The sequence below is a fragment of the Streptomyces sp. NPDC001401 genome (genome assembly GCF_042895385.1).
Lineage (GTDB): Bacteria > Actinomycetota > Actinomycetes > Streptomycetales > Streptomycetaceae > Streptomyces.
This window is the reverse complement of record NZ_JBIAWI010000004.1, coordinates 493025-514163: the sequence shown is the minus strand read 5'-3', so window position 1 is coordinate 514163 and position 21139 is coordinate 493025. Positions and strand designations below refer to the sequence as shown.

At 67.9% G+C, this 21139-nt stretch carries 12 protein-coding genes and 1 pseudogene; 8 read left to right on the top strand and 5 right to left on the bottom strand.

All coding sequences use genetic code 11. The features are described 5' to 3' along the window. Positions 1–168: 168 nt before the first annotated feature. Positions 169–747: a 2-oxo-4-hydroxy-4-carboxy-5-ureidoimidazoline decarboxylase gene (locus tag ACFY10_RS17635; protein ID WP_390666020.1), complete on the bottom strand. Its 579-nt coding sequence runs from the start codon at positions 745–747 to the stop codon at positions 169–171. Positions 748–965: 218 nt separating this feature from the next. Between ACFY10_RS17635 and ACFY10_RS17630 the strand changes: the two genes are divergently transcribed. The 3 genes from ACFY10_RS17630 (at position 966) to ACFY10_RS17620 (ending at position 3854) form a co-directional block, all read left to right on the top strand. After that, positions 966–2573, top strand: coding sequence for a glycoside hydrolase family 20 protein (locus tag ACFY10_RS17630; protein WP_390666187.1), 1608 nt, complete (start codon positions 966–968; stop codon positions 2571–2573). Positions 2574–2687: 114 nt separating this feature from the next. Beyond that, on the top strand, positions 2688–3191 hold the full coding sequence (locus ACFY10_RS17625) for a hypothetical protein (RefSeq protein WP_390666019.1): 504 nt from the start codon (positions 2688–2690) through the stop codon (positions 3189–3191). Between the two features lie 96 nt (positions 3192–3287). Continuing rightward, on the top strand, positions 3288–3854 hold the full coding sequence (locus ACFY10_RS17620; protein ID WP_390666018.1) for a hypothetical protein: 567 nt from the start codon (positions 3288–3290) through the stop codon (positions 3852–3854). Positions 3855–3966: 112 nt separating this feature from the next. Here the strand turns inward: ACFY10_RS17620 and ACFY10_RS17615 are convergent, their stop codons facing one another. Further along, complete coding sequence (locus tag ACFY10_RS17615; RefSeq protein ID WP_390666017.1) at positions 3967–4497, bottom strand: DUF1877 family protein; 531 nt, start codon at positions 4495–4497, stop codon at positions 3967–3969. 131 nt (positions 4498–4628) lie between these two features. Between ACFY10_RS17615 and ACFY10_RS17610 the strand changes: the two genes are divergently transcribed. Both ACFY10_RS17610 and ACFY10_RS17605 read left to right on the top strand, forming a co-directional pair. Beyond that, a complete protein-coding gene (locus tag ACFY10_RS17610) occupies positions 4629–5024 on the top strand; it encodes a hypothetical protein (protein ID WP_390666016.1) in 396 nt (131 codons plus the stop codon). 51 nt (positions 5025–5075) lie between these two features. Next, complete coding sequence (locus tag ACFY10_RS17605; RefSeq protein ID WP_390666015.1) at positions 5076–6548, top strand: MFS transporter; 1473 nt, start codon at positions 5076–5078, stop codon at positions 6546–6548. Between the two features lie 4 nt (positions 6549–6552). Here the strand turns inward: ACFY10_RS17605 and ACFY10_RS17600 are convergent, their stop codons facing one another. Together ACFY10_RS17600 and ACFY10_RS17595 are read right to left on the bottom strand one after the other, a co-directional pair. Then, positions 6553–8817: an N-acetylmuramoyl-L-alanine amidase gene (locus ACFY10_RS17600; protein ID WP_390666014.1), complete on the bottom strand. Its 2265-nt coding sequence runs from the start codon at positions 8815–8817 to the stop codon at positions 6553–6555. Positions 8818–8942: 125 nt separating this feature from the next. Then, positions 8943–9392: a hypothetical protein gene (locus tag ACFY10_RS17595; protein WP_390666013.1), complete on the bottom strand. Its 450-nt coding sequence runs from the start codon at positions 9390–9392 to the stop codon at positions 8943–8945. Positions 9393–9725: 333 nt separating this feature from the next. Here ACFY10_RS17595 and ACFY10_RS17590 point away from each other — a divergent pair, with 333 nt between their 5' ends. Both ACFY10_RS17590 and ACFY10_RS17585 read left to right on the top strand, forming a co-directional pair. Continuing rightward, positions 9726–18419: a DNRLRE domain-containing protein gene (locus ACFY10_RS17590; protein WP_390666012.1), complete on the top strand. Its 8694-nt coding sequence runs from the start codon at positions 9726–9728 to the stop codon at positions 18417–18419. 140 nt (positions 18420–18559) lie between these two features. Continuing rightward, on the top strand, positions 18560–19480 hold the full coding sequence (locus tag ACFY10_RS17585) for a hypothetical protein (protein ID WP_390666194.1): 921 nt from the start codon (positions 18560–18562) through the stop codon (positions 19478–19480). Here ACFY10_RS17585 and ACFY10_RS17580 read toward each other — a convergent pair. Next, positions 19452–19646 (bottom strand): annotated as a pseudogene (locus ACFY10_RS17580) (IS5/IS1182 family transposase); the annotation flags it as partial. The gene ACFY10_RS17585 and the pseudogene ACFY10_RS17580 overlap by 29 nt on opposite strands. A 473-nt stretch (positions 19647–20119) precedes the next feature. Between ACFY10_RS17580 and ACFY10_RS17575 the strand changes: the two are divergent. Further along, positions 20120–20809 carry a hypothetical protein gene (locus ACFY10_RS17575; protein ID WP_390666011.1) on the top strand — a complete coding sequence of 230 codons (690 nt, stop codon included), beginning with the start codon at positions 20120–20122 and terminating at the stop codon, positions 20807–20809. The last annotated feature ends 330 nt before the right edge of the window (positions 20810–21139 follow it).

Genomic DNA, 21139 nt, shown 5'->3' with positions numbered 1-21139 from the left:
GGGGCCGCGCCGGCTTGTGCTGTCGGTCGGGCCCGGCCGGGTACGGTCCACCGGCCCCCAGCATCGTAGCGACGCGCTGCCGCAAGCTTTACGGGGGGCCTACCGGTGTGATCAAAGTGGCACGCGTATGGGTTAGCGTTTGCGGCTTCTGGGGTGGGGTGTCCGGGTTTATTTGCCGGGTGCGGGTTGTGTTTGGCTGGTCGCGCAGTTCCCCGCGCCCCTGAGGGAGTGCACCAGCCGTTGCCTTGCCAGGCGCCGGAGTTCCTCTGCCGCCACTACCCGTTCCTCCTCGGGATCGTTGGCCAAGCGTGACCGGATGCCTGCCAAGGCATGGTCCAGCGTCTCGTCCGCATGCAGGCCGTCCAGGCAGATGACGAATGAGTGGCCGAACCTTGCCTCGTACGCCGCGTGCGCCGCCCTCAGGGCTGTATAGGCGACTGCGTAGGTTTCGTCGGGCAATGTCGGCAATGTCTCGGCTGCCAGTGCCTCCGAAAGATCCGCCGGGGTCAGGTCGTAGGCCGCCTCGTCGGAGGCGGCGAGCAGGGAGTCGAGGTCCGGGTAGGGGCGGTGGTCCGCCACTCGGTGGGACCAGCAGAGGCTGCGGAGGCAGGTGAGGAGGAGGCGCCGTGCTTCGTCGGCGGGCGCGGTGTTGAACTCCTCCAGCGCCGTCGTGGACGGTGGAGTGCGGGTCTGCTCGGGCAGCGCCGGTATGGCGGCGACTCGGCCAGGAAGGTGTGTGGGCGTCACGTGTGTTTCGGCAGAGGATGCTGTGAGAGCTGCGAGAGATGTGGTCTCACGTTATCGAGATTGGACGTGACGTGTCCGACGGATGCCCGAATTTCACCCGCAAGGGAGGCTTTCGGGACGCGTGGTGGACGCTTCGTGTTGCCCTTGGGCCTTAGGTTGACGCTGTGAGCCAGCACAGGCGTCGGTCTCCGGCGCAGAACGCGAAGCAGCAGCGGCGCATGATCATCGCGGGTGCGTTCGCCGGGACCGTCGCGCTCGGGATCGGCCTGGGATTCTGGGCCTCCTCCGACGACAGCGGGCCGGCCGGGTCGGCGCAGCAGCCGCCCTCCGCGGGCAGGTCCGCGGCAGCGCCCAGCGCCTCGCACGGCCAGAGCCCGACGCCGACGCCGACCCGTTCGTACGCCCTGTCCAAGGCCCCCCGCACCATCCCCGCGGTGCGCTCCCACACCGCGGCGCGCGGGCCCGGCTGGCGTCCGGTGCGTGGCGAGCGCGTCGTCGTGGACGACGCCGATCTGGCCGACGAGGGGCGCCTGATCGCCGGTGAGCTGGGGCTGACGTACGCGGGCGAGAAGAACGACGTGCGGGCCGGGGACGTGCGGCTGGCGCTGAACGACGGCGCGGGGGCGAACCCGGAGTCGTACACGATGACCGTGCGCGGTGGGCGGGTGAACATCAGCGGGCCGACGGATGCCGGTGTGTTCTACGGCACGCGGACGCTCAAGCAGGAGGTGCACGGCGGGGGTACGGCGCCCGAGGGGATCGTGCGGGACCAGCCGGCCAAGGCGGTGCGCGGGTTCATGCTGGACATCGCGCGCAAGCACTTCACCGCCGGCTGGATCGAGGACCGGGTGCGGGAGCTCGGGGACCTGAAGTTCAACCAGCTGGGGCTGCACTTCTCCGACGACCAGGGGTTCCGGATCGAGTCCGACACGCATCCCGAGATCGTGTCGCGGCAGCATCTGACCAAGGCCGAGGTGAAGCGGATCGTCGATCTCGCCGCCGGTCGGCACATCACCGTCGTGCCCGAGATCGACTCGCCCGGGCATCTGGGGGCCGTCATCGCCGCTCATCCCGAGCTGCAGCTGCGCAACGCGCAGGGGGTGGCGGCGAGCGGGGCCGTCGACATCTCCAAGCCGGCGGCCGCCAACATCGTCGACGATCTGCTCAACGAGTACGCCGGCCTGTTCCCCGGCAGTCAGTGGAATCTCGGCGGTGACGAGTACCGGGCACTGATGGTGTCCAACCCGGCCGCCTCCTATCCCCAGCTGGCCGCCGCCGCTGTGAACAAGTACGGGTCCGGGGGGACCGTCTCCGATCTGACCACGGGATGGCTCAACGACCGGGCCGACACGATCCGGGCCCACGGCCGGACCATGCGGGTGTGGAACGACGGGTTCTTCCGGGGGACGTCCGTGCAGCCCGCCAAGGATCTGCAGGTCGCGTACTGGACCGGCAAGGAGTACGGGGCGCGGCAGCCGGTGGAGTATCTGAGCGCCGGGCGCAAGGTCATCAACTACAACGACGAGTTCCTGTACTACGTCCTCGGGCAGCCGAACAGGTTCTTCTATCCGACCGGACAGCGGATCTACGAGCAGTGGACCCCGCTCGTCGTGCGCGGCACGCAGGCGGTCCCGTCGCGGTACGACGGGCAGATCCTCGGCGGGTCCTTCGCCGTGTGGTGCGATCTCGCGGGCTCGCAGACGCAGGACCAGGTCGCGGCCGGGATCCGGATGCCGCTGCGGGCGACGGTGCAGAAGCTGTGGGATCCGGGGCGGCCGGGGCTGTCGTGGACGCAGTTCAAGGCGCTGGCCGGAAAGCTGGGCTGAGCACGCCCGGACGCCCGAACGGCCGGGGCTTCTTGGCCGATACGGCTGCGAACTGTCGTACGACTGTGGTGTATTCGGCGCGAGCCGAAGCAGACACAGCCGTGGGGGGCCGGGATGGGGTACTGGGGGTATTTGGTCGTGGGCCGCAGTGAGCGGCCGCTTGCCGAGCTCGACGCGCTGGCGGGGGCGAAGGGCATGGAGCTGCGGGCCGAGGCGCCCGGCGGGTGGCAGGTCTGGGACTACCCGAACGGGGAGGGCGAGGTGGGGAACATGAACGTCCTCGCCGGGGAGACCGGGGCGCCCGCGCTCTTCGGGTACGTCATGGACAGCGACTGTGTGGTCGTGGAGGCGGCGGCGCCCGAGAGCGGGGCGTGGACGACGTGTCTCGCGCGGGCCGCGATGGCCGGGTATCTCGGTGCCGCGAACGAGGGGCTCACGATCGAGGACTACTTCCTCGAACCCCGTGACGCCGCCGACCGGGCGGTCGCCTGGGCCGCCGAAGCCGGGCACGACGTGGACGCCGGGCCGTTGCTCGAAGTTCTGACTGCTGACGCCGATCCGTTGGCCGAAAACCTCTTTTTTCAGATGCTGGACCGGCTGGGCGTGGTACCGCTGTGACACTCCCGGGGCGTCGCACGCAGTAAGGGGAAGTGCGGGCTCCGTAAGGGAAGAGCCCTGCTGGGCCTTTTACGGGACCCGCAGAAGGAGGCGTGGATGAGCCTGGTGGAACTGATCGCTCAGGCCGACGAACGCGGACTGGCCGCGAGCGGGTTGGCTTGTTTGGATCGGTGTGTCCCGCTCCTGGGCGGTGACGACGAGATTCTGCGGCCTTTGTGGGCCAGCCTCGCGGACTCCGGCGACGTCGGTGAGTGGGGTGCGCGGCTGGAGCATGCGCGACTGAAGCTCGCCGGGGCCGAGGAGTACGACGAGTCCCTCGAGGACGAGGCCGCGCTGCTGGCGCGTCGGATGTTGGCCGCCGCGCCCGTCGATCGGTCCGCCGCGGAGATACGGGTGTGGGCCGATGGCTGCTCCGTCGCTGCGCTGCAGATACATCGGCTGCTGGACCCCATGGACGATTCGGTGTCCTCGGTCGACTCGCGTCGGGAGGGGCGTACGGAGGGGATGTCACCGCTTGTTGCTGCGGAGTTGCGGCGGCAGGTGACCGTTTTGGAGCTGCTTGCCGGGCATGGTGCGGGTGGGTTGCGCCGGGCGCTGGAGGTGTCGACCGAGGGGCGGCGGGTGCTGCGGGCAGTTGTCTCGCGGAGGGCTCGCCTCGGATAGTGCCGCCACGGGTTGTTTGGCGGGTGCGGGTTTGTTGTGGCTGGTCGCGCCCACGCGGCGGAGCCGCATATCGACACAGCCCCGCGCCCCAAAAGGCCGCGCCCTGGAGTCTTCAGCGCAGTAGCCACTTCACCACCGCATCTCCGTACTCTGCCGTGCGCGTGTAGAAGGCCGTCAGGTCTCGGTGGGTCGATGCGACGAGGGTGTGCGTTTCCTGTTCCGCCTCGGGGCCGCCGTAGCGGGGGAGCAGTTCGTCGCGGGCCAGGCGCCACAGAACCTCGATGTCGGTCGACGCGAGGAATGCGGCCACTCGGGCCGCCTGTGCCGCGGTCAGGAGCAGGAAGGGCGGTTCTTCGAGGGTGTGGGGGAAGACCGCGCGGCCGCCGAGGACCACATGGGCCCGTGGTCCCTCCTTGGTCTGGTGCGGGGGTGCTCCCGCGTAGAGGACGTCGTGGTCGACGTAGTGGTGGTCCAGCATCTCCTCCCGGTGCCGGTCGATCCGTCGGCGCACGGTGTCCCAGTCGTCCTCGAACAGCCGTTGCAGCCAGTTCGCGCTGTTGCGCAGGGCCGAGGGCGGCACCGCGCGGAGATGGAAGTACAGGCTCATCAGTGAGAGGAGCGCACGGAAGGGGCGAAGCGTCACTCCCGGGCAAAGCTCCCACCTGAGGGAGTCCTGTGCCTGTCCTGCGGTGGCCGTGGGGCGGTACTGCGCCGGTCTCGGGAACGCCCCGGAAATCACGTGACGGATGGCCCGCCGGCGCCGCTCCTGTGTATGTGACTACCTTCCACGAGACCAGGCCGAACGCGGCGACGAAGCCCGTGCGGTGGGCGGCGGACGCGGTCGCGGCGATGCGCGAGGGAGCGCGGCTGCGCCTCGACTACTCGGCGCAGAGCCTGTGGCGCGTCGACCGGATGATCGAGGGGATACGGCAGGAGGGGGCGCCGTACGCCGCGGTGGAGAGCGTGTTGCGCGGCTTCGGGGCCTACGCCGGTGAAGTGATGGTCCGTCAGGCCGGCGCCGAGTGGTGGACGACCGGCGGCGACCACTGGATACGCACCCCGGACGGCCGGATGTGGGACCCGATCGACGAGGCCCGCCGCTGTTTTCACGGGGACGGATCGCTGCGGCTGCTGTGCCGGGACGCGGCCCGCGCGGCAAAAACACCGTAATAAGAGACGCTGGCGTTCCCAAAATGCAGGGGGCGGGCGCACGATGGGGTCATGGCTGACAACCGTCGTTGGTGGGCCCTGGTCGTCATCGCACTCGCCCAGTTGATGGTCGTCCTCGACATGACCATCGTGAACATCGCCCTGCCGTCCGCGCAGGCCGCGCTGCACATGTCGGACGGGAACCGGCAGTGGGTCATCACCGCGTACACCCTGGCCTTCGGCGGGCTGCTGCTGCTCGGCGGCCGGGTCGCCGACCTGGTCGGCCGCAGGAACACCTTCGTGATCGGCCTGCTCGGCTTCGCCGCCGCCTCCGCACTGGGCGGGGCCGCCGTCAACTCCGGGATGCTGTTCGGCGCGCGGGCCCTGCAGGGCGTGTTCGCCGCGCTGCTCGCGCCGTCCGCGCTGTCGCTGCTCGCGACGACGTTCACCGACCCGAAGGATCGCGGGAAGGCGTTCGGCATCTTCGGCGCCATCATCGGCGCGGGCGCGGCGGTCGGCCTGCTCGCGGGCGGCTTCCTCACCCAGTACCTGAACTGGCGCTGGTGCCTGTACGTCAATGTCCCCATCGCCCTGGTCGCCTTCTTCGGCGCGCTGGCACTGCTCGCGCCCGGCGAACGCCATCCCGGTGGCCATCTCGACGTGCCCGGCGCGCTGTTCGGCTCGGCCGGAATGCTCTCGCTCGTCTACGGCTTCTCCGAGGCGGAGTCCAGGAGTTGGCACGACGGGCTGGTGCTGACGCTGCTCGCGGGCGGGGTCGTACTCCTCGCGGCGTTCGGGCTGTGGCAGACGCGGGCCCGGGTGCCGCTGCTGCCGATGTCCGTGGTGAAGGACCGTCAGCGGGTCGGCGCCTTCCTCACGACGCTGCTCGTGACCATCGGCATGTTCGGCGTGTTCCTGTTCCTCACCTACTACATGCAGGGTGTTCTCGGATACTCGCCGGTCAAGACGGGTGTCGCCTATCTGCCCATCACCGCCGGGATGATCGTCGGCTCGACCCAGATCGCGGCCCGCGGGCTGAACAAGGTGCCGCCGCGGATGCTGATGGTGCCGGGGCTGCTGGTGGCGGCCGGCGCGCTCGCGATCATCGCCCAGGTGGGCACCGAACCGGCCTACGCCTCGCACATCCTGCCCGGCATGCTGATGCTCGGGCTCGGCATGGGTACGGCGATGATGACGTCCGTCTCGCTGGCCACCGGGAGCGTCGCGCCGCGTGACTCGGGCGCGGCCTCCGCCACCTTCAACACCGCCCAGCAGGTGGGCGGTTCGATCGGTACGGCGCTGCTGAACACCATCGCCGCGACGGTGACGGCGCGGTATCTGACGGCGCATGCGGGCCCGGGGGTCAACCCGAGGTCGCTGCAGGCGGAGGCGACCGTGCACGGCTTCAACGTCGCCACCTGGTGGGCGATGGGCTCGCTGCTGCTGGCCGCGACCATCGCGGGAGTGGTCGTGAACGCGGACCGGGCGCCCACCCCGCAGACTGCGCAGGAGCGGACGCCCGAACCGGTGGACACGGCCTCGTGAGCGGCTACTTGATGTAGACGAGGCCGTCCGTCGTGACCGTCGGACGGCCGCTGGTGCCGACCACCACGATCTTCACGGTGTGCTTGGCGCTGCTGGACCAGGTCTTCGTCCAGATCGCCTGGCGGTACTGCGTGGTCGACGACATCAGGTCGACGGTGCTGACCTTGACGCCGTCGACATAGACGTACGCCTGACCGGAGGTCGATGCACGGCTGACCACCCAGGAGGCGGAGCGGCCGGTGAAGGTCCAGCTCAGGCTCGCGCCCTTCGAACCGCTGGAGTACGACTTGCCGCCGAGGTAGCTGGTGGAGGAACGGGCCGTCCAGGTACCGGACTTGACGGCCGAGGTCTCCTGCAGGATCACCGGGGTGAAGGAGGCGGAGGACGTACCGGTGTTGCCCGCGTAGTCGTACGCCTTCATCGACCAGGTGCTCGCCGTGCCGGAGTTGGCGGTGCGGCTGGAGCCGGTGGTGGTCGGGCCGAAGGAGGCCGTCGTCGGGGTCAGCAGGCTCACCGACTTCAGGGCGGCGTTGTCGGCCGCCTTCCAGCCGAGGGTGACCGGGACGGCGGTGGTGTTGACCGTGCCGGTGCGCAGGGAGAGCTTCGGCGCGGTGGTGAAGGTCGGTGCGGTCGTCTCCGCGACGACGTTCAGCGCGGCGGTCGTCGCGGTCTTGCCGGACTGGTGCACGGCCCGCACGGCAACGGTGTGGGTGCCCGGGGCGAGCGTCGCGCCGACGGAGGTGGACGTGCCGGAGGCGGTGGCGGCGACCTTGCCGTCCACCAGCAGCTCGAACTTGGAGATCAGCGAACCGGGCGTGGTCGTCGACCACTTCGCCGTGACGGCGCCCTTGGTGTAGTACGTCGAGCCGGACAGGCCCGCGCCGGACAGTGAGGTGACCTTCAGTCCCTGCACCGGGCCGGACGCCCAGGCGCGGACCGTCGGCAGCTGGGCGTAGAGGGAGCTGCCGGGGCACTGGGTGTTGTAGCCGTCCCGGTGGCCGGAGATCCGGTTGAAGGTGTAGCTGCTGCCGGCGGTGAAGCTGGTGCCGAAGTAGTTGGTCTGGGTCGCGCCCGCCTTGAGCTGCACGGTGGTGGAGGGGTCGGCGTTGTACTGGCCGAGCTTCCAGGCCGCGATGCGCGCGACCGACTCCAGGGCCGCGTTGGTGGCGCCGGTGGTGGTGTAGTCACCGAGCACCGCGATGCCGGCCGACTCGCGGTTCCAGCCGTAGGTGTGTGCGCCGAGCACCGGGAGGTCGACGCCGCCCTTGCGGCCCTCGAAGATCGTGCCGCACTTGTCGACCAGGAAGTTGTAGCCGATGTCGTTCCAGCCGTTGGTCTGCGTGTGATACGCGTAGATGCCCCGCACAATTGCCGCGGAGTCGGAGCACGAGTAGTCGTTCGTGCCGTCCGTGTGGTGGACGAAGACGGCCTTCACATCGGCGTTGTACTCCGACGGGTCGGGGCTCAGCGACTCGTCCGCACCCCAGCCGGACCGCGAGACGATCGGCGGCTCGGGCACGGTGGACGGCGGGGCGGTGGGCGTGGTGGCAGTCGGGCTCGGGGACGCGCTGGTCGACGTCGAGGGGGAGGCCGAGGCGGAGGCGGACGCGGAGGCCGAGTCGCTCGGGGACGCCGAGGCGCTGTCCGTCGGCGAGGCGGTGGCGCTGTCGCTCGGGGACGCCGAGTCGGTGGGCGTCACGGAGTCGGTGGGCGACGCGCTGTCGCTGGGGGTCACGTCCGCCACGAACGCGGCCGGCTCGGCCTGCTTCTGCTCGGCGGCGGTCGCCACCCCGGGGTCGACCAGGTTGACCTGGAGCCCCTTGGGAAGCCCGGAACTGGTGGAGCCGTCCTTGTGGACGACCTGGACCTCGACCCCGTCGGAGGGGCCGACCCACAGCGGCTCGGACGCGCCGCGCGCATCGGCACCGGCCTCCGGGTCCTCCAGCGGGTCGACGTTCGCCTCGAGGTCCTGCCAGCCGGTCCACTTGCCGGTCCCGGCGTCGCGGGTGCGCACCTGTGCCGTGCCGTGCAGCCGCTTGGTGGCGCCGGTCCAGGAGACGCCCAGCATCGAGAACTGCTTGGTCTCCGTGCGCGGCAGCTCCCGCTTGCCGTCCGCGGTGCTCTTCAGCGCGAGGTCGTAGACCTTCACCGGCCGCTTGGCCTGTCCCTCGGTCCCGTGGCCCAAGGACGGACTGGCGACGGCGTACGTCACCACGCCACCGCCGCCCAGGACCACCGCCCCGACCGTCAGCCACGCCCGTCTCTTCATGCTCAGCGGTCTGTACGCACGCGTACCGCGAGGACTCAACTACCCCACCCCTAGAAAAAGACCATGACTGCCACACCTGTCACTGCAGGTGGCACTTACACACAGCGTCCTGCTTTGGCCAAACATCACTCGGCGGTCGCCGCCGCCGTGGCCTCGGGCGAGGCCGCCTCGCCCTGGCAGGTGGCGCGCCCGTACCGCCCGTAGGCGGAGGCGGCCTGTACGTGCCTGCCGTCGACTGCGAGGGAGCAGCCGGCCCGGCCGCCCTTCTCGCCGAGCGTGATGGCGACGAGCGGGGAGTGGTCGACGGGCACCCGCACCGTCTTCTTCCACGGCAGCTGTGCCGCACGGGCCGTCGAGGCCTGCTTGCCGCCCGACTCATAGCTGATGTCCGCCTTGCCCTTGCCGGTCACCTCGTAGGTGACGGCGGTCGTCGCCACGCCGGGCTTCTTCGGCGCGTCCGGAGTGTCAAGGACGCCGTACAGCACGAGTCCGCCGCAGGCGGCGACCACGACCGCGGCGATGCCGAGCGCACGCCGGTCCAGGCCTGCGGTGGATTCCTTTTCGGTCGATGGCATCGGCTTCGGCTTTCGGCTCGGAGGCATTCGAAGGCATTACGAAGCCGGGTTTATAGCGCACAGGAGACGCACAGGCCAGCGGGCGGAAGAAACGGGCGAACCGTCAACTGTCCGATTACTGCCCCCTGTTGACACCGCCGCACCTGGCTGATTACAACTCGGGCCGCCACAAAGCAACTTCACAGAATCCGGCCGGGACCCCCGTCCGGAAGTTCGGCGTGCCCGCATTCCGGGGGCGCCGCCTACGAAAGGGCATTGGACGTGAAAGTCCGATACGGGAGAGCAATCTCCTGCCTTGTCGTGTCTGCGGTAGTGACAACTGCATTGCCGCAGATGGCCTACGCCGCCTCGGATTCCGAGGGAGGTGGCGGCAAGGGAATCGTCGACACGGTCAAGGGCTGGTTCTCCGACGACGACGGCCCGAAGCTCGACAAGCCGCCGTCCCACGACGACCTGGACGTGGCCGACCGGCAGAAGCTGCCGAAGGGCAAGAAGGCGCCCAAGGCCCACCGGGTCAAGGAGCTGAAGAGCAGGCGCACGGCGAGCGCCCGCTTCTGGCAGTTGTCGGACGGCCAGGTGCAGGCGGAGCTGTCCGCGCTGCCGACCTCGTACCGGGACAAGAAGACCAAGTCCTGGAAGCCCATCGACACCTTGGTGCGCACATCGAAGACCAAGGGCTACGAGTTCTCCAACACGACGAACAACGGCCGCAGTTGGTTCGGCGGCGACAGCGACCGGCTGGTCCGCTTCCAGTCGCCCGACGGCCGCTCCGTCAGCCTCGGCCTGGACGGCGCCGGCCGCGACCTGAAGCCGACGGCCAAGGGCTCCACCGTCACATACAAGGACGCGACGCAGGGCGCCGACCTGCAGTACGCCGTCGGCCCCGGCCGGGTGAAGGAGAACATCACCCTCTCCGAACGCCCCGACACCCCGCTGAAGTTCACCTTCACGCTGGACACGCACGGTCTCACCCCGAAGGCCCGCAAGGACGGTTCGATCGCCCTGTACGGCGAGCTGCCGCACACGCCCGAACTCGTCATCCCCGCCCCGTACATGACGGACGCGAAGAAGGCCGACAAGTCGGTCTTCGGGAAGACCTACAGCACCAAGGTCACCCAGAAGCTCACCCGGGACGGCAAGTCCTGGAAGCTGACGGTCACTCCGGACGCGAAGTGGCTCGCGGCCAAGGAGCGCCAGTACCCGGTCGTCATCGACCCGACGATCACCATCGCGCCCTCGCCCACCGACTCCCAGGACACGATGGTCCTGTCGGACCAGGCGTCGACGAACTTCAACACGACCTGGAAGCTGTCGGCGGGCAAGACCGACACGGGCACCGCTCGCTCGCTGATCAAGTTCCCGCTGAGCGAGATCCCCTCGGGCACGAAGATCGACTCGGCCCGCCTGGAGATGTACTTCGACCAGGCGCACACCACCAACGCCAACGATGTCACCATCGGCGCCTACCGGGCGACCGGCGCGTGGGACGAGTCGACGGCGACCTGGTCCAACACCAGCTCCCTGGTCGGCGAGCTGTCCGGCACCACCGTCCAGGTGGACGACGGCGACTCGGGCACCACGGCGTCCGTCGGCAGCTGGCCCTCCACGAGCTCCTCGTCCGGCATCGGCTCCGACTACCGCTCCAACAAGGACTCGGTCGCCGGCGACACGTACACCTGGCAGCCCAAGCTCCCGGAGACCGCCTCCTACCGCGTCGACGCGCACTACGTCGCGGGCTCCGACCGGGCCACCAACGCGCCCTACACGGTGACCGGCAAGGACGCCACCACCACCTACACCGTGAACCAGCAGTCGGGCACCGGCGGCGTGTGGTCGTCCCTGAACGGCGGCTCGCAGATCAACTTCTCCGCGGGCACGACCGGCAAGGTCGTCCTCGGCGACGGCCCCGCCTCCACGTCCACCGCGGTCGTCGCGGACGCGGTGCGCTGGGTGAACCCGGCGTCGATCGTGAAGAACGTCGGCGAGTACAACCAGTGGCACAAGTTCCCGGTGACGGACACCGTCCAGCAGTGGCTGGATGGCACGTCGACCAACAACGGCTTCGTGCTGAAGGCCGCGGACGAGTCGTCCACCGCCCCGACCGGCGGCCCCCGCTACGAGTCCGGTGACGGCGACTACGGCGGCGAGACGGCGACGATCCCGCGCCTGACGGTGACGTACGGCAAGGTCGGCACCGCCCTCGACTCGCCGACCGTCGTGCACTCAACCGGCCCGGAGCTGAGCTGGAAGGCGTACACGAACACCACCGGCGACTCCGGCTACGACATCGCCGAGTACCAGCTGCACCGCTCCACGCAGCAGGTGTTCACGCCGTCCGCGGCCACCCTGGTCGCGCCGATCGACAAGTCGGCGACGGCCTACACGGACACCACCGCGACCCCGACCCCGGACTCCTCCTCGGTGGAGATCGGCCGGTCGTACTACTACCAGCTCGCGGTGAAGACCAAGAACGGCCAGCTGCTCGGCTCCCCGACCCGCATCGTCGGCGTCCCGAAGGCCGGCCGCACCATGCGCCTGATCCAGGGCACCTCCGGCGTCACGGACACCACCCTGTCCTCCGGCCAGCCGACCACGAACGAGGACACCATCTCCTCCTTCGGCGTCGGCCAGAAGTGGCTGGAGGTGGGCAACAACTCCACCACGTACGGCAAGGCGCGCGCCGCCCTGAAGTTCACCACGTCGGACATCCCGACCACGGCCACCGTGCTGGAGTCGCGGCTGTTCATGTGGGGCGCGGAGACGACCACCGGCACCAACGGTGCGATCTACGAACTCCACGGCCTGAACAAGGACTTCAACGAAACGCAGGCCACCTGGAACAACGCCGCGACCGGCACGGCGTGGACGACGGCGGGCGGCGACTACTCCGGCACGGTGTCCGACACCGTGGCCCAGGTTTCGGAGGTGGGCCGCCACTGGTGGGACGCGACGTCGCTGACCCAGGGCTGGATCAAGACGCCTGCCTCCAACCACGGCGCCCTGGTCAAGCTGAAGGACGAAACGACCACCGGCCCGCAGGAACGCACCCTGTTCCTCGCGTCGGAGGCCGCAGACCCACAGCTCGGTCCGCTGCTGCGCGTGATCTACGTCGACTCGACGACGGACGACACGTACTACGCACCGCAGACCCCCGCCCGCATGACCCCCAACTCCCAGTACACGGTGGACTTCACCGTCACCAACACCACGTCGAGCGCCTGGGCGAGCGGTGAGCGGGTGCTGTCGTACACCTGGAAGCTGCCGGACGGCACGGACGTGACGAATGGCGGCAACCAGCTCTCCACCGCCATCCCGGCGCTCTCGCCGGGCCAGTCGGCGACGATCCAGGCGCAGGTCAAGACGCCGATCAACTCGGACTCGGGCAGCAAGCGCACCCAGTACGTGCTCGGGTGGGACGTCAAGAAGGTCTCTGACGGCAGCTGGCTGTCGGCCGGCACCGGCGGCATTCCGACGCTGAAGCAGAACGTGGCGGTGGAGGACCCGACGTCCGACTCGCTCGGCCTGGAGAAGTTCTACAGCTACACGGGCAAGAACACGGGCGCCGGCTCGACGGTGATGAACAACCTGGCCTCCGGCAACACCGTGTGGTCGTACAACGCGTTCAGCAACCCCGGCCGCGGCCTGACGACCTTCGCCCGCTTCGCGTACAACTCGCTGGACACCGACAACACCACAGGTGGCGCGGGCGCGGGCTGGTCGGCACAGCTGGGCGGGCCCATCCGGCTCGGCGCGGCACTGGACTTCCACCCCAACCCGGTTCAGAACGCGACGGAGATCCGCCTGCCGGACGGTGACGGCACCACGCACGTCTTCACCAAGCAGCCGGACGGGTCGTGGAAGGCCCCGGCAGGCGTCCACTACCGCATCACGGCCAAGGCGGGCCTGGACTGCACTCCGGACAAGGACCCGATCCCGGACGCGTGGACGCTGCTGCGCCCGGACGGCACGCGGTTCTACTTCGGCTGCGACGGCTACCTGACGTCTGTCGTCGACAAGAACGGCAACACGCAGACGTACACCTACGAGCAGCACAAGACCCAGGGCAAGGCAGCGAAGTTCCTCGCCTACGTCACCGACCCGGCGGGCCGGCAGTCCCTGACGCTCGACTACTACAAGAAGGGCGACGCGTCCTACAGCTACATCGACGGTACGGGCGCCAAGGTCACGGGCACGAGCCTGACCGACCCGGACATCTACGACCACGTGAAGTCCGTCACGGACATCTCGGGCCGCAAGGTCTCCTTCTTCTACACGGTGCAGGGCCTGCTCGGTCAGTTCACCGACGGCGACGGCTCCAGCCAGCCGAAGAACTTCAAGTTCACCTACGACGCCACCCAGGGCAACAAGAACGTCAAGCTGGTGACGGCCACGGACCCGCGCGGCCACGACACCAAGCTGGCGTACTACGCGCCGCAGACGGGTGACGACCCGAAGTACCACTGGTGGACGAAGACGATCACGGACCGTCTGAACGGTGACACCGGCTTCGCCTACGCGGCCGACACCGCGAACACGAAGTTCACCGACACCACGATCACGGATGCGGAGACGCACGCCACGAAGTACGTGACGGACGACTTCGGCCGCCCGGTCCAGACAACCAACGCCAAGTCCCAGACGTCGAAGATGAGCTGGGACGCGGACAACAACGTCACGTACCTGGAGGAGGACAACGGAGCCAAGACCGCGTACTGCTACGACCAGAAGACGGGCTACCCGCTCTGGCAGCGCGACGCGGAGAACAACAAGGCGGGCGTGCCGGACCAGACGGCCACCTGCGTTTCCGACACCACCAAGTGGCCGGCGAACGCCTCGAAGTACGAGTACCAGACGCGTGCGGACGGCTTCTCGGCAGACCTGTTCCGCAAGACCTCCCCGGAGGGGCGGGCCTGGCAGTTCGGCTACGACAGCTTCGGCAACCTGACCGCGGTCACCGACCCCAAGGGGGTGGCGACCACCACGGTTGCCGGTGACTACACCACGTCGTACACCTACGACGCCTACGGCGAGCTGACCAAGGCCACCGACGCGAACACCAACGCGACCACCTACAGCGGCTTCGGCCCGACAGGCTACCCGGCCACGATCACCGACGCGCTGAGCAAGTCCACGTCGTTCGTGTACGACGAGCGCGGCCAGGTCACGCAGGTCACCGACGCCAACCAGAAGGTGACCACGCAGACGTACGACACGTTCGGGCGTCCGCTGGTCAAGACGGTGCCCAAGGACCAGGCGGCGGGCGTGCTGATCACGACCCCGGCGCCGGTGTACGACGCGAACGACAACGTCACCCAGTCGACGGCGCCCAACGGCGCGGTGTCGACGGCGGTGTACGACGCGGCGGACGAGGTCAGCTCGGCGACGGCGCCCAAGGACACGGCCACCTCGGATGACCGGACGACGTCCTACACCTACGACAAGGTCGGCAACCTCAAGACGACGACGGAGCCCAAGGGCACGCTGACGACGTCGGATCCGACGGACTACGTCACGACGAACACCTACGACCCGATCTACCAGCTCACGTCGGTGGTGAACGCCGCCGGCGACAAGATCAGCTACGAGTACGACGACGTCGGCAACGTCAGCACGGTCATCGACCCGAAGAAGAACGCGACGACGGACACCACCGACTACACCGCCAAGACGGCCTACGACCTGGACCACCGGGTCACGTCAGTCACGGACGCGGCCGGCAAGACGACGAAGAAGACCTACGACAAGGACGGCCTGGCCGTCTCCGCAACGGATCCGGAGAACAACACCACGCTCATCACGTACGACGAGCGCGGCAAGGCCACCCAGGTCCAGGTCCCGCACTCGGGCACCGCGCCGATCACCTACAACACGACCAAGTACGAGTACGACCAGGTCGGCAACACCACCAAGGTGAACACACCGCGGGGCACGGCGACGGGCACGGTGGACGACTTCACCGCGCGCACCGAGTACGACGCGTTGAACCGGCCGGTCAAGCAGTTCCAGCCCTACGACCCGAGCTCGAGCGATACCCGCTACAACAACCCGAACGTCTACACCCAGACGTTCTACGACGCGGTGGGCAGGGTCTCCAAGACCTCGCTGCCGCCGTCGGAGGGCCAGACGGTCCGCAACGACACAACCTACGGCTACTTCGACAACGGCTGGGCGAAGTCGGCCACGGATCCGTGGGACATCACCACCAGCTACGACTACAACGAGCTGGGTGAGCAGACGGCCCGGACGCTCACGTCGGCGGGCGGTTCCTCGAACCGCACCATGTCGTGGTCGTACTACCCGGACGGCAAACTCAAGTCGCGTTCGGACGACGGTGTGCCGGTCGGCAGCGCGGTGGTCCTGGCCGACAACTCCGACACCCAGAACACCTCCTCCACCGGCACCTGGACGAAGGGAGACATCACCGGCCAGCAGGGTTACAACCACGAGTCCCACGCGGCGGGCACGGGCACGGACGCCTTCACCTGGACGCTCAACATCCCCAAGGACGGCACGTACGCCGCGTACGTGAAGTTCCCGAAGGTCACGGGCGCCGCGACCACGGCAAAGTACACGCTCACGCACGCGACCGGCACGGTCGACAAGACGATCGACCAGAGCGCGACCGCGAACCAGGGCACCTGGGTGTCGCTGGGCTCGTACTCCTTCACCCAGGGCAACGCGGCCAAGCTGCAGCTGTTCCAGAACAGCGCCGGCACGGTCGTCGCGGACGCGGTGAAGCTGGTGCGTGACACCACCACCGATGTCGACACCGAGAAGAAGACCTTCGCCTACACGTACGACGCCAACGCCAACCTGACCAAGATCGACGACACGTCGTCCGGCGCGAAGATCGACGCCTACACGGTCGCCTACACGGGCCTCAACCAGGTCCAGAAGGTCACCGAGTCACTGCTCGGTACGGAGAAGAAGTCGACGTCGTACACCTACGACGCCAACGGCCAGCCGGACACGATCACACACCCCGACCAGTTCTCCAAGTACACCTACGACCTGCGCGAACTGGTGAAGACCGTCTCGGTCGGCAAGACGGCGACCGACGCCTCACCCAAGGTGACGTCGTACACGTACACCGACCGCAGCCAGAAGCTCCAGGAGACCAAGGGCAACGGCAACACCGTCGACTACACCTACTACCTGGACGCGGCCCTCAAGTCCACGACGGAGAAGAAGGCGAACGGCACCCTCGTCGACTCGCACACCTACGCCTACGACCCCAACGGGAACAAGGCGCAGGACGTCGCGCAGAAGATGAACGCCGACAACCACGCGGCGTACCTGTCGTCGACGACGGACTACAGCTACGACCCGGCCGACCGGCTGACGAAGGCGGTCAAGACCGGCAACGGCGCAGGGACGGAAACCTACGTTCATGACAACAACGCCAACGTCGTCAGCCAGACCGTCAACAACACCACGACCAACTACACCTACGACCGCAACCGCCTGCTGAGCGCCACCATCGTCGGCGGCGCGACGGCGAACCACAACTACGACCCGTTCGGCCGCCAGGAATCGGTCACCTCCGGCGGAAAGATCATCTCGCGGAGCGTGTACGACGGCTTCGACCACGTCATCGAGTCCCAGCAAGCGGACTCCACGGGCGCGTTGAAGTCGACCACGTACACCTACGACCCGCTCGACCGCACCGCCTCCAAGACGGCGGACGGCAAGACGACGGACTTCGAGTACCTGGGCCTCTCGTCCGAGGTGCTGGACGAGAAGGTCGCCGGCACGATGACCAAGTCCTACCAGTACAGCCCGTGGGGCCAGCGCCTGTCGCAGATCAAGTACAACGGCGACGGCACGACCGAGGACGGCTACTTCGGCTACAACGGCCACACCGACGTCGAAACCCTCACGGACAACAACGGCGACACCAAGGCGACGTACGGATACACCGCCTACGGCAAGGACGACACCTCCGAGTTCACCGGCATCGACAAGCCGGACCCGGCCAACCCGACGAAGGAGGCCTACAACCCCTATCGGTTCAACGCCAAGCGGTGGGACGCCCAGTCCGGTACCTACGACATGGGCTTCCGGAACTACGACCCGGGGCTCAACCGGTTCACCACCCGGGACATGTACAACGGCGCCCTCGCAGACATGAGCCTCGGCGCAGACCCCTTCACCGGGAACCGCTATGCCTTCACGGGCGGAAATCCGGTTTCGGGCATTGAACTCGATGGTCATACGTCGGTTGATGCCATGTGTGACGGCGTCGAGGGCTGCAATGCCACCACGGTCGGCCGGAACCAAGGAGCCGAAGCCGAAGACCCGTGGTACAAGGACCTCAGCGGGAACCACGACACGGCAGTCGTGATGGCGACCACCTGGCTCAAGTCCCATTACCCGGGCGATGACTTCGACAACGAAGTGCGGATCGATGAAGGATCGGCCAAGGGGAACGGCGAGTACGGCTGGGCCGACATCGTCCGCTGGGGCAAGGACCGGGTCGAGGTCTGGGAGGTGAAGCAGGCCGGCGGCCCAGCAGAGAAAGCAGGTCCCGCTCAGCTGGCGAGGTACATCGAGAAGCTTCAGGAGATGCTGGCGGCTTCCGGGGACAACCGAATCGTTGTGGCGGGCGCCGACATCGTTCCCGAACTCGGTCCCACGCCGAGCCTCAGCAATCCCAACAAGATGATCACAGCCAGATCCACGACGGGAGGCATCATCACCTACGACGTGAGCGAGGACGACGATGATCCGGTACCCACGCCACGTGTGACCGCGACTCCCTCGCCGTCGGCCCTGCCGTCGCCGACTCCGATCCCGATCAGCGGCAAACGTCCGGAGTGGGTCAAGACTCGTCCGCTGTACCAGCCGAAGCCGGACCTTGTTCCGGCAGCCACTGTGGCCGACGGCGGATCGTCCCTGTCAGGGATGCTGAATTCCTTCGGGGATTGGTGGCATAGGAACGTCGAACTCCATGATTGGTCGAACAACCCATTCACTCCGACCAGTCCCGTGGGACCCGGCCCGATGCCGATTCCGATAGTGCCGTAGGTTATTCCTAGAGTTTGCCCCCTCGTCGTCAAGTTTTACCGACGGCGAGGGGGCAACGCTGTTGGATGATTTTATGGTCTGCTACACTCTCGTCCGCTGACTCGAAGGATGAAAAATTGTAACCAATAGTGAGGTGTTGCGTGGCCGAGGGTGGATTCGTGGTGCGAGGCGAGATCGATGTCGAATTTCGTTCTGAGGCCGAGTACTCGAGCAGCATGAGGGAGTGGTTCGAGGGCGCGCTGCGTGACCTCTTCCCCGATGAGTTGGCGGCCATTCTCGGCGGGCCTCCGCTCGACCCGAAGGGGATGCGTGGAGGTCCGCTCGGCCCTCCGGAGTCATGGTGGGGCTTCTGCGGGGTGACCGAGCGGGTCGGGCGCAATCTTCGCGATTCGGCCAGGGTTATTTCTGAGAAGAACCTCGACTGGTTCTACCGCAAGGTCTCCAGTGGCCCCTTCTCGGCTGAAGTCGGAATCTCCAGGCTGGGGGCCGACGGACAGCCTCGCCTTCGGCTGGCCCGGCTCACGGTCGAGCGCCTGGAAAAGGCGGAATCGTGGGTGCGTCTCGGCTGTAACATTCCCGAGGATTCCCTGCGCGAACCCGTATTCCAGAGGGCCTTCCTGCGCTTTATGAAGACCCAGGCGAACACGCTGGACCCGTCATTCGGTCACATCACTCACCTTTACACTCTGGGAAAGACGCCACTGGAGACAGTGCTGGGCCCGCCCTGGCTTCTTCCGAAGCAGACGGTATCCGAGAGCCGGCAGTACCTTCGTGGCTACAGCTGGGTCACGGTGTGCCCGAAGGAGCTTTCCACCGCTGTGGGCGGGAAACAGGCGTTGCTTGATTCCGGAGCCTTCCACGAAGTTGACGAACTGGCCGGCGGATCGATCTGGCTACAGGCCGGCCCGGACTTCGCGGCATACAACGACGACCAAGCCCGAGCGGTCTGGGCGGCGGTGTCGCCGGCGCTCCGCCCCGGCACGCCCCAGCGTTTCGAACCCCTCCCGACCGATCCACCCCTCCATGTGGTGTACGAAGACGCGCGCAACGCAAAGTCCTGACCTGCCAGGACTTGAGCCGGGCGAAGGCGCGTTCGCCGGATGCACACAGGCGGGTGTGGTCGCGGTTGTACTGCTCGTAGTGCTCGGGCAGTCCGCGGTGGCCGTAGTGGGGGGTGCGGACGGCGGTCAGGTCGTGGGTCCGTCCCGGCGTTGCCCGTGAGAACCACGAAGCAACCCAGCTTCCGCCACGGCGAGTTCGGTTCACGCCTTCGGGCGTAGATGAGCCAGGAGACATGCGTCGTCCCAGTGCTCGAGGCGGTACGGGGCCTGGGCCCCGGTGTGGTCGGCGATGGCCGCGCCGAGCCTACGCAGTGATTCCGTCTCGGAAGCCTCGGCCGCCGCGAAACAGAACCCGCCGGTGGCCTCGGCGAGCGACTGGACAAGCGGCTGGAGAAGGAAGGTCTTGCCCTGGCGCCGTCGGAGGGTTTGGGCAGGTTACGGTGTCGGGGACGGGCCACGGGAACCTCGCTGGGAAGTGTGTTCCCAAGAACGCGGGCGGAGCCCATTGGACACGGTTGCGACATCGGCCCGGCAGCCAGGCGGATCGCAATGGTGCCGGCCGTGTCGGTTGGTGAAGGGCGGCGGTCCGCAAAGGCCGTTCGACGCCTGTTGTCATTTTTCGGAAAGGACAGTGCATTCATGGGCCTGGCCCGTCGGCTTCTCACGCTGCTCTTCGCACCCCTGCTGGCCCTGATGCTGGCGCCCGCGCCGGCGACCGGTGCGGCATTCGCAGTGCCGCAAGCGAAGACGATCTCGATTGCCCAGGCTCGCAGCCTGCCGGTCGGGACCGTGGTCACCGTGGACGGCTCGGTGACGACTCCCTCCGGAGCCTTTGAATCCAGCTTCGGCGACAAGGGGTTCGGACTCCAGGACAAGACCGCCGGCATCTACGTCAGCCTGCAGAGCGACGTACATGCGCACCCGTGTGAGCACGCACGCATCACCGGCACGCTCCGGGACAGCTCCGGACTGCTGACCCTGGTGCCGGCCGACCCTTCCGATGTCGAACTCGGTCCCGGGGGCCCGGCGGTGAAACCGCATCGGGTCGGCACCGCTGCGGTCGGAGAGGTCACCGAGGGGCGGCTCGTCAAGATCGTAGGCAGGATCATTCAAGGGCCGACGAGCGACCTCCCCTATGGGTACAAGCTGTCTGTCGACGACGGTTCGGGCCCCGTGCTGGTCTTCGTCAACGTGCAAACGGGGATCGACGTCTCCGGTCTGAAGCCGGGGCAGACGGTGCGGGTCGTCGGTTTCAGCAGCCAGTTCGGCACCCACTACGAAATCGATCCGCGGTCGCCGCACGACATCGCGGTCGTCGGGGCCAAGTAGCGCTTCGTCAGGTTCTCTCGGGCAGGTGCCGGGCCGCCGTCCGACAGCGCGAGCCCGGACAAAATGAGAACCCACTTCGGACGCATGGCGTTGGCCGGTGTTCCGCTTTGCGTTGTGCTGGTCGGCTGCTCCGCGGACGGCGGGACGGGGGAGTCGGCGCATTCATCGGATTCCACGGATCCGGTGGTTGCCGCGACTCCCGACGCCGAGAAGGAGCGCGCCCAGGACGCCGGAGGATTCCTTGCGCGGGCCCGGGACGCCATGGCTGCCAAGAGCGGGTGGACCTTCGCCGTGAGGGGGAAGGAGGGGCTCGTGCTGCAAGGGCAGGGG

What these genes read in the sequence shown, in the direction of transcription:
- ACFY10_RS17630 (WP_390666187.1), top strand. Translation starts at nt 966, where the DNA reads ATGATCATCGCGGGTGCGTTCGCCGGGACCGTCGCGCTCGGGATCGGC.
- ACFY10_RS17595 (WP_390666013.1), bottom strand. Translation starts at nt 9,392, where the DNA reads ATGCCATCGACCGAAAAGGAATCCACCGCAGGCCTGGACCGGCGTGCG.
- ACFY10_RS17590 (WP_390666012.1), top strand. Translation starts at nt 9,726, where the DNA reads ATGGCCTACGCCGCCTCGGATTCCGAGGGAGGTGGCGGCAAGGGAATC.
- ACFY10_RS17605 (WP_390666015.1), top strand. Translation starts at nt 5,076, where the DNA reads ATGGCTGACAACCGTCGTTGGTGGGCCCTGGTCGTCATCGCACTCGCC.
- ACFY10_RS17575 (WP_390666011.1), top strand. Translation starts at nt 20,120, where the DNA reads ATGGGCCTGGCCCGTCGGCTTCTCACGCTGCTCTTCGCACCCCTGCTG.
- ACFY10_RS17600 (WP_390666014.1), bottom strand. Translation starts at nt 8,817, where the DNA reads ATGAAGAGACGGGCGTGGCTGACGGTCGGGGCGGTGGTCCTGGGCGGC.
- ACFY10_RS17620 (WP_390666018.1), top strand. Translation starts at nt 3,288, where the DNA reads ATGAGCCTGGTGGAACTGATCGCTCAGGCCGACGAACGCGGACTGGCC.
- ACFY10_RS17625 (WP_390666019.1), top strand. Translation starts at nt 2,688, where the DNA reads ATGGGGTACTGGGGGTATTTGGTCGTGGGCCGCAGTGAGCGGCCGCTT.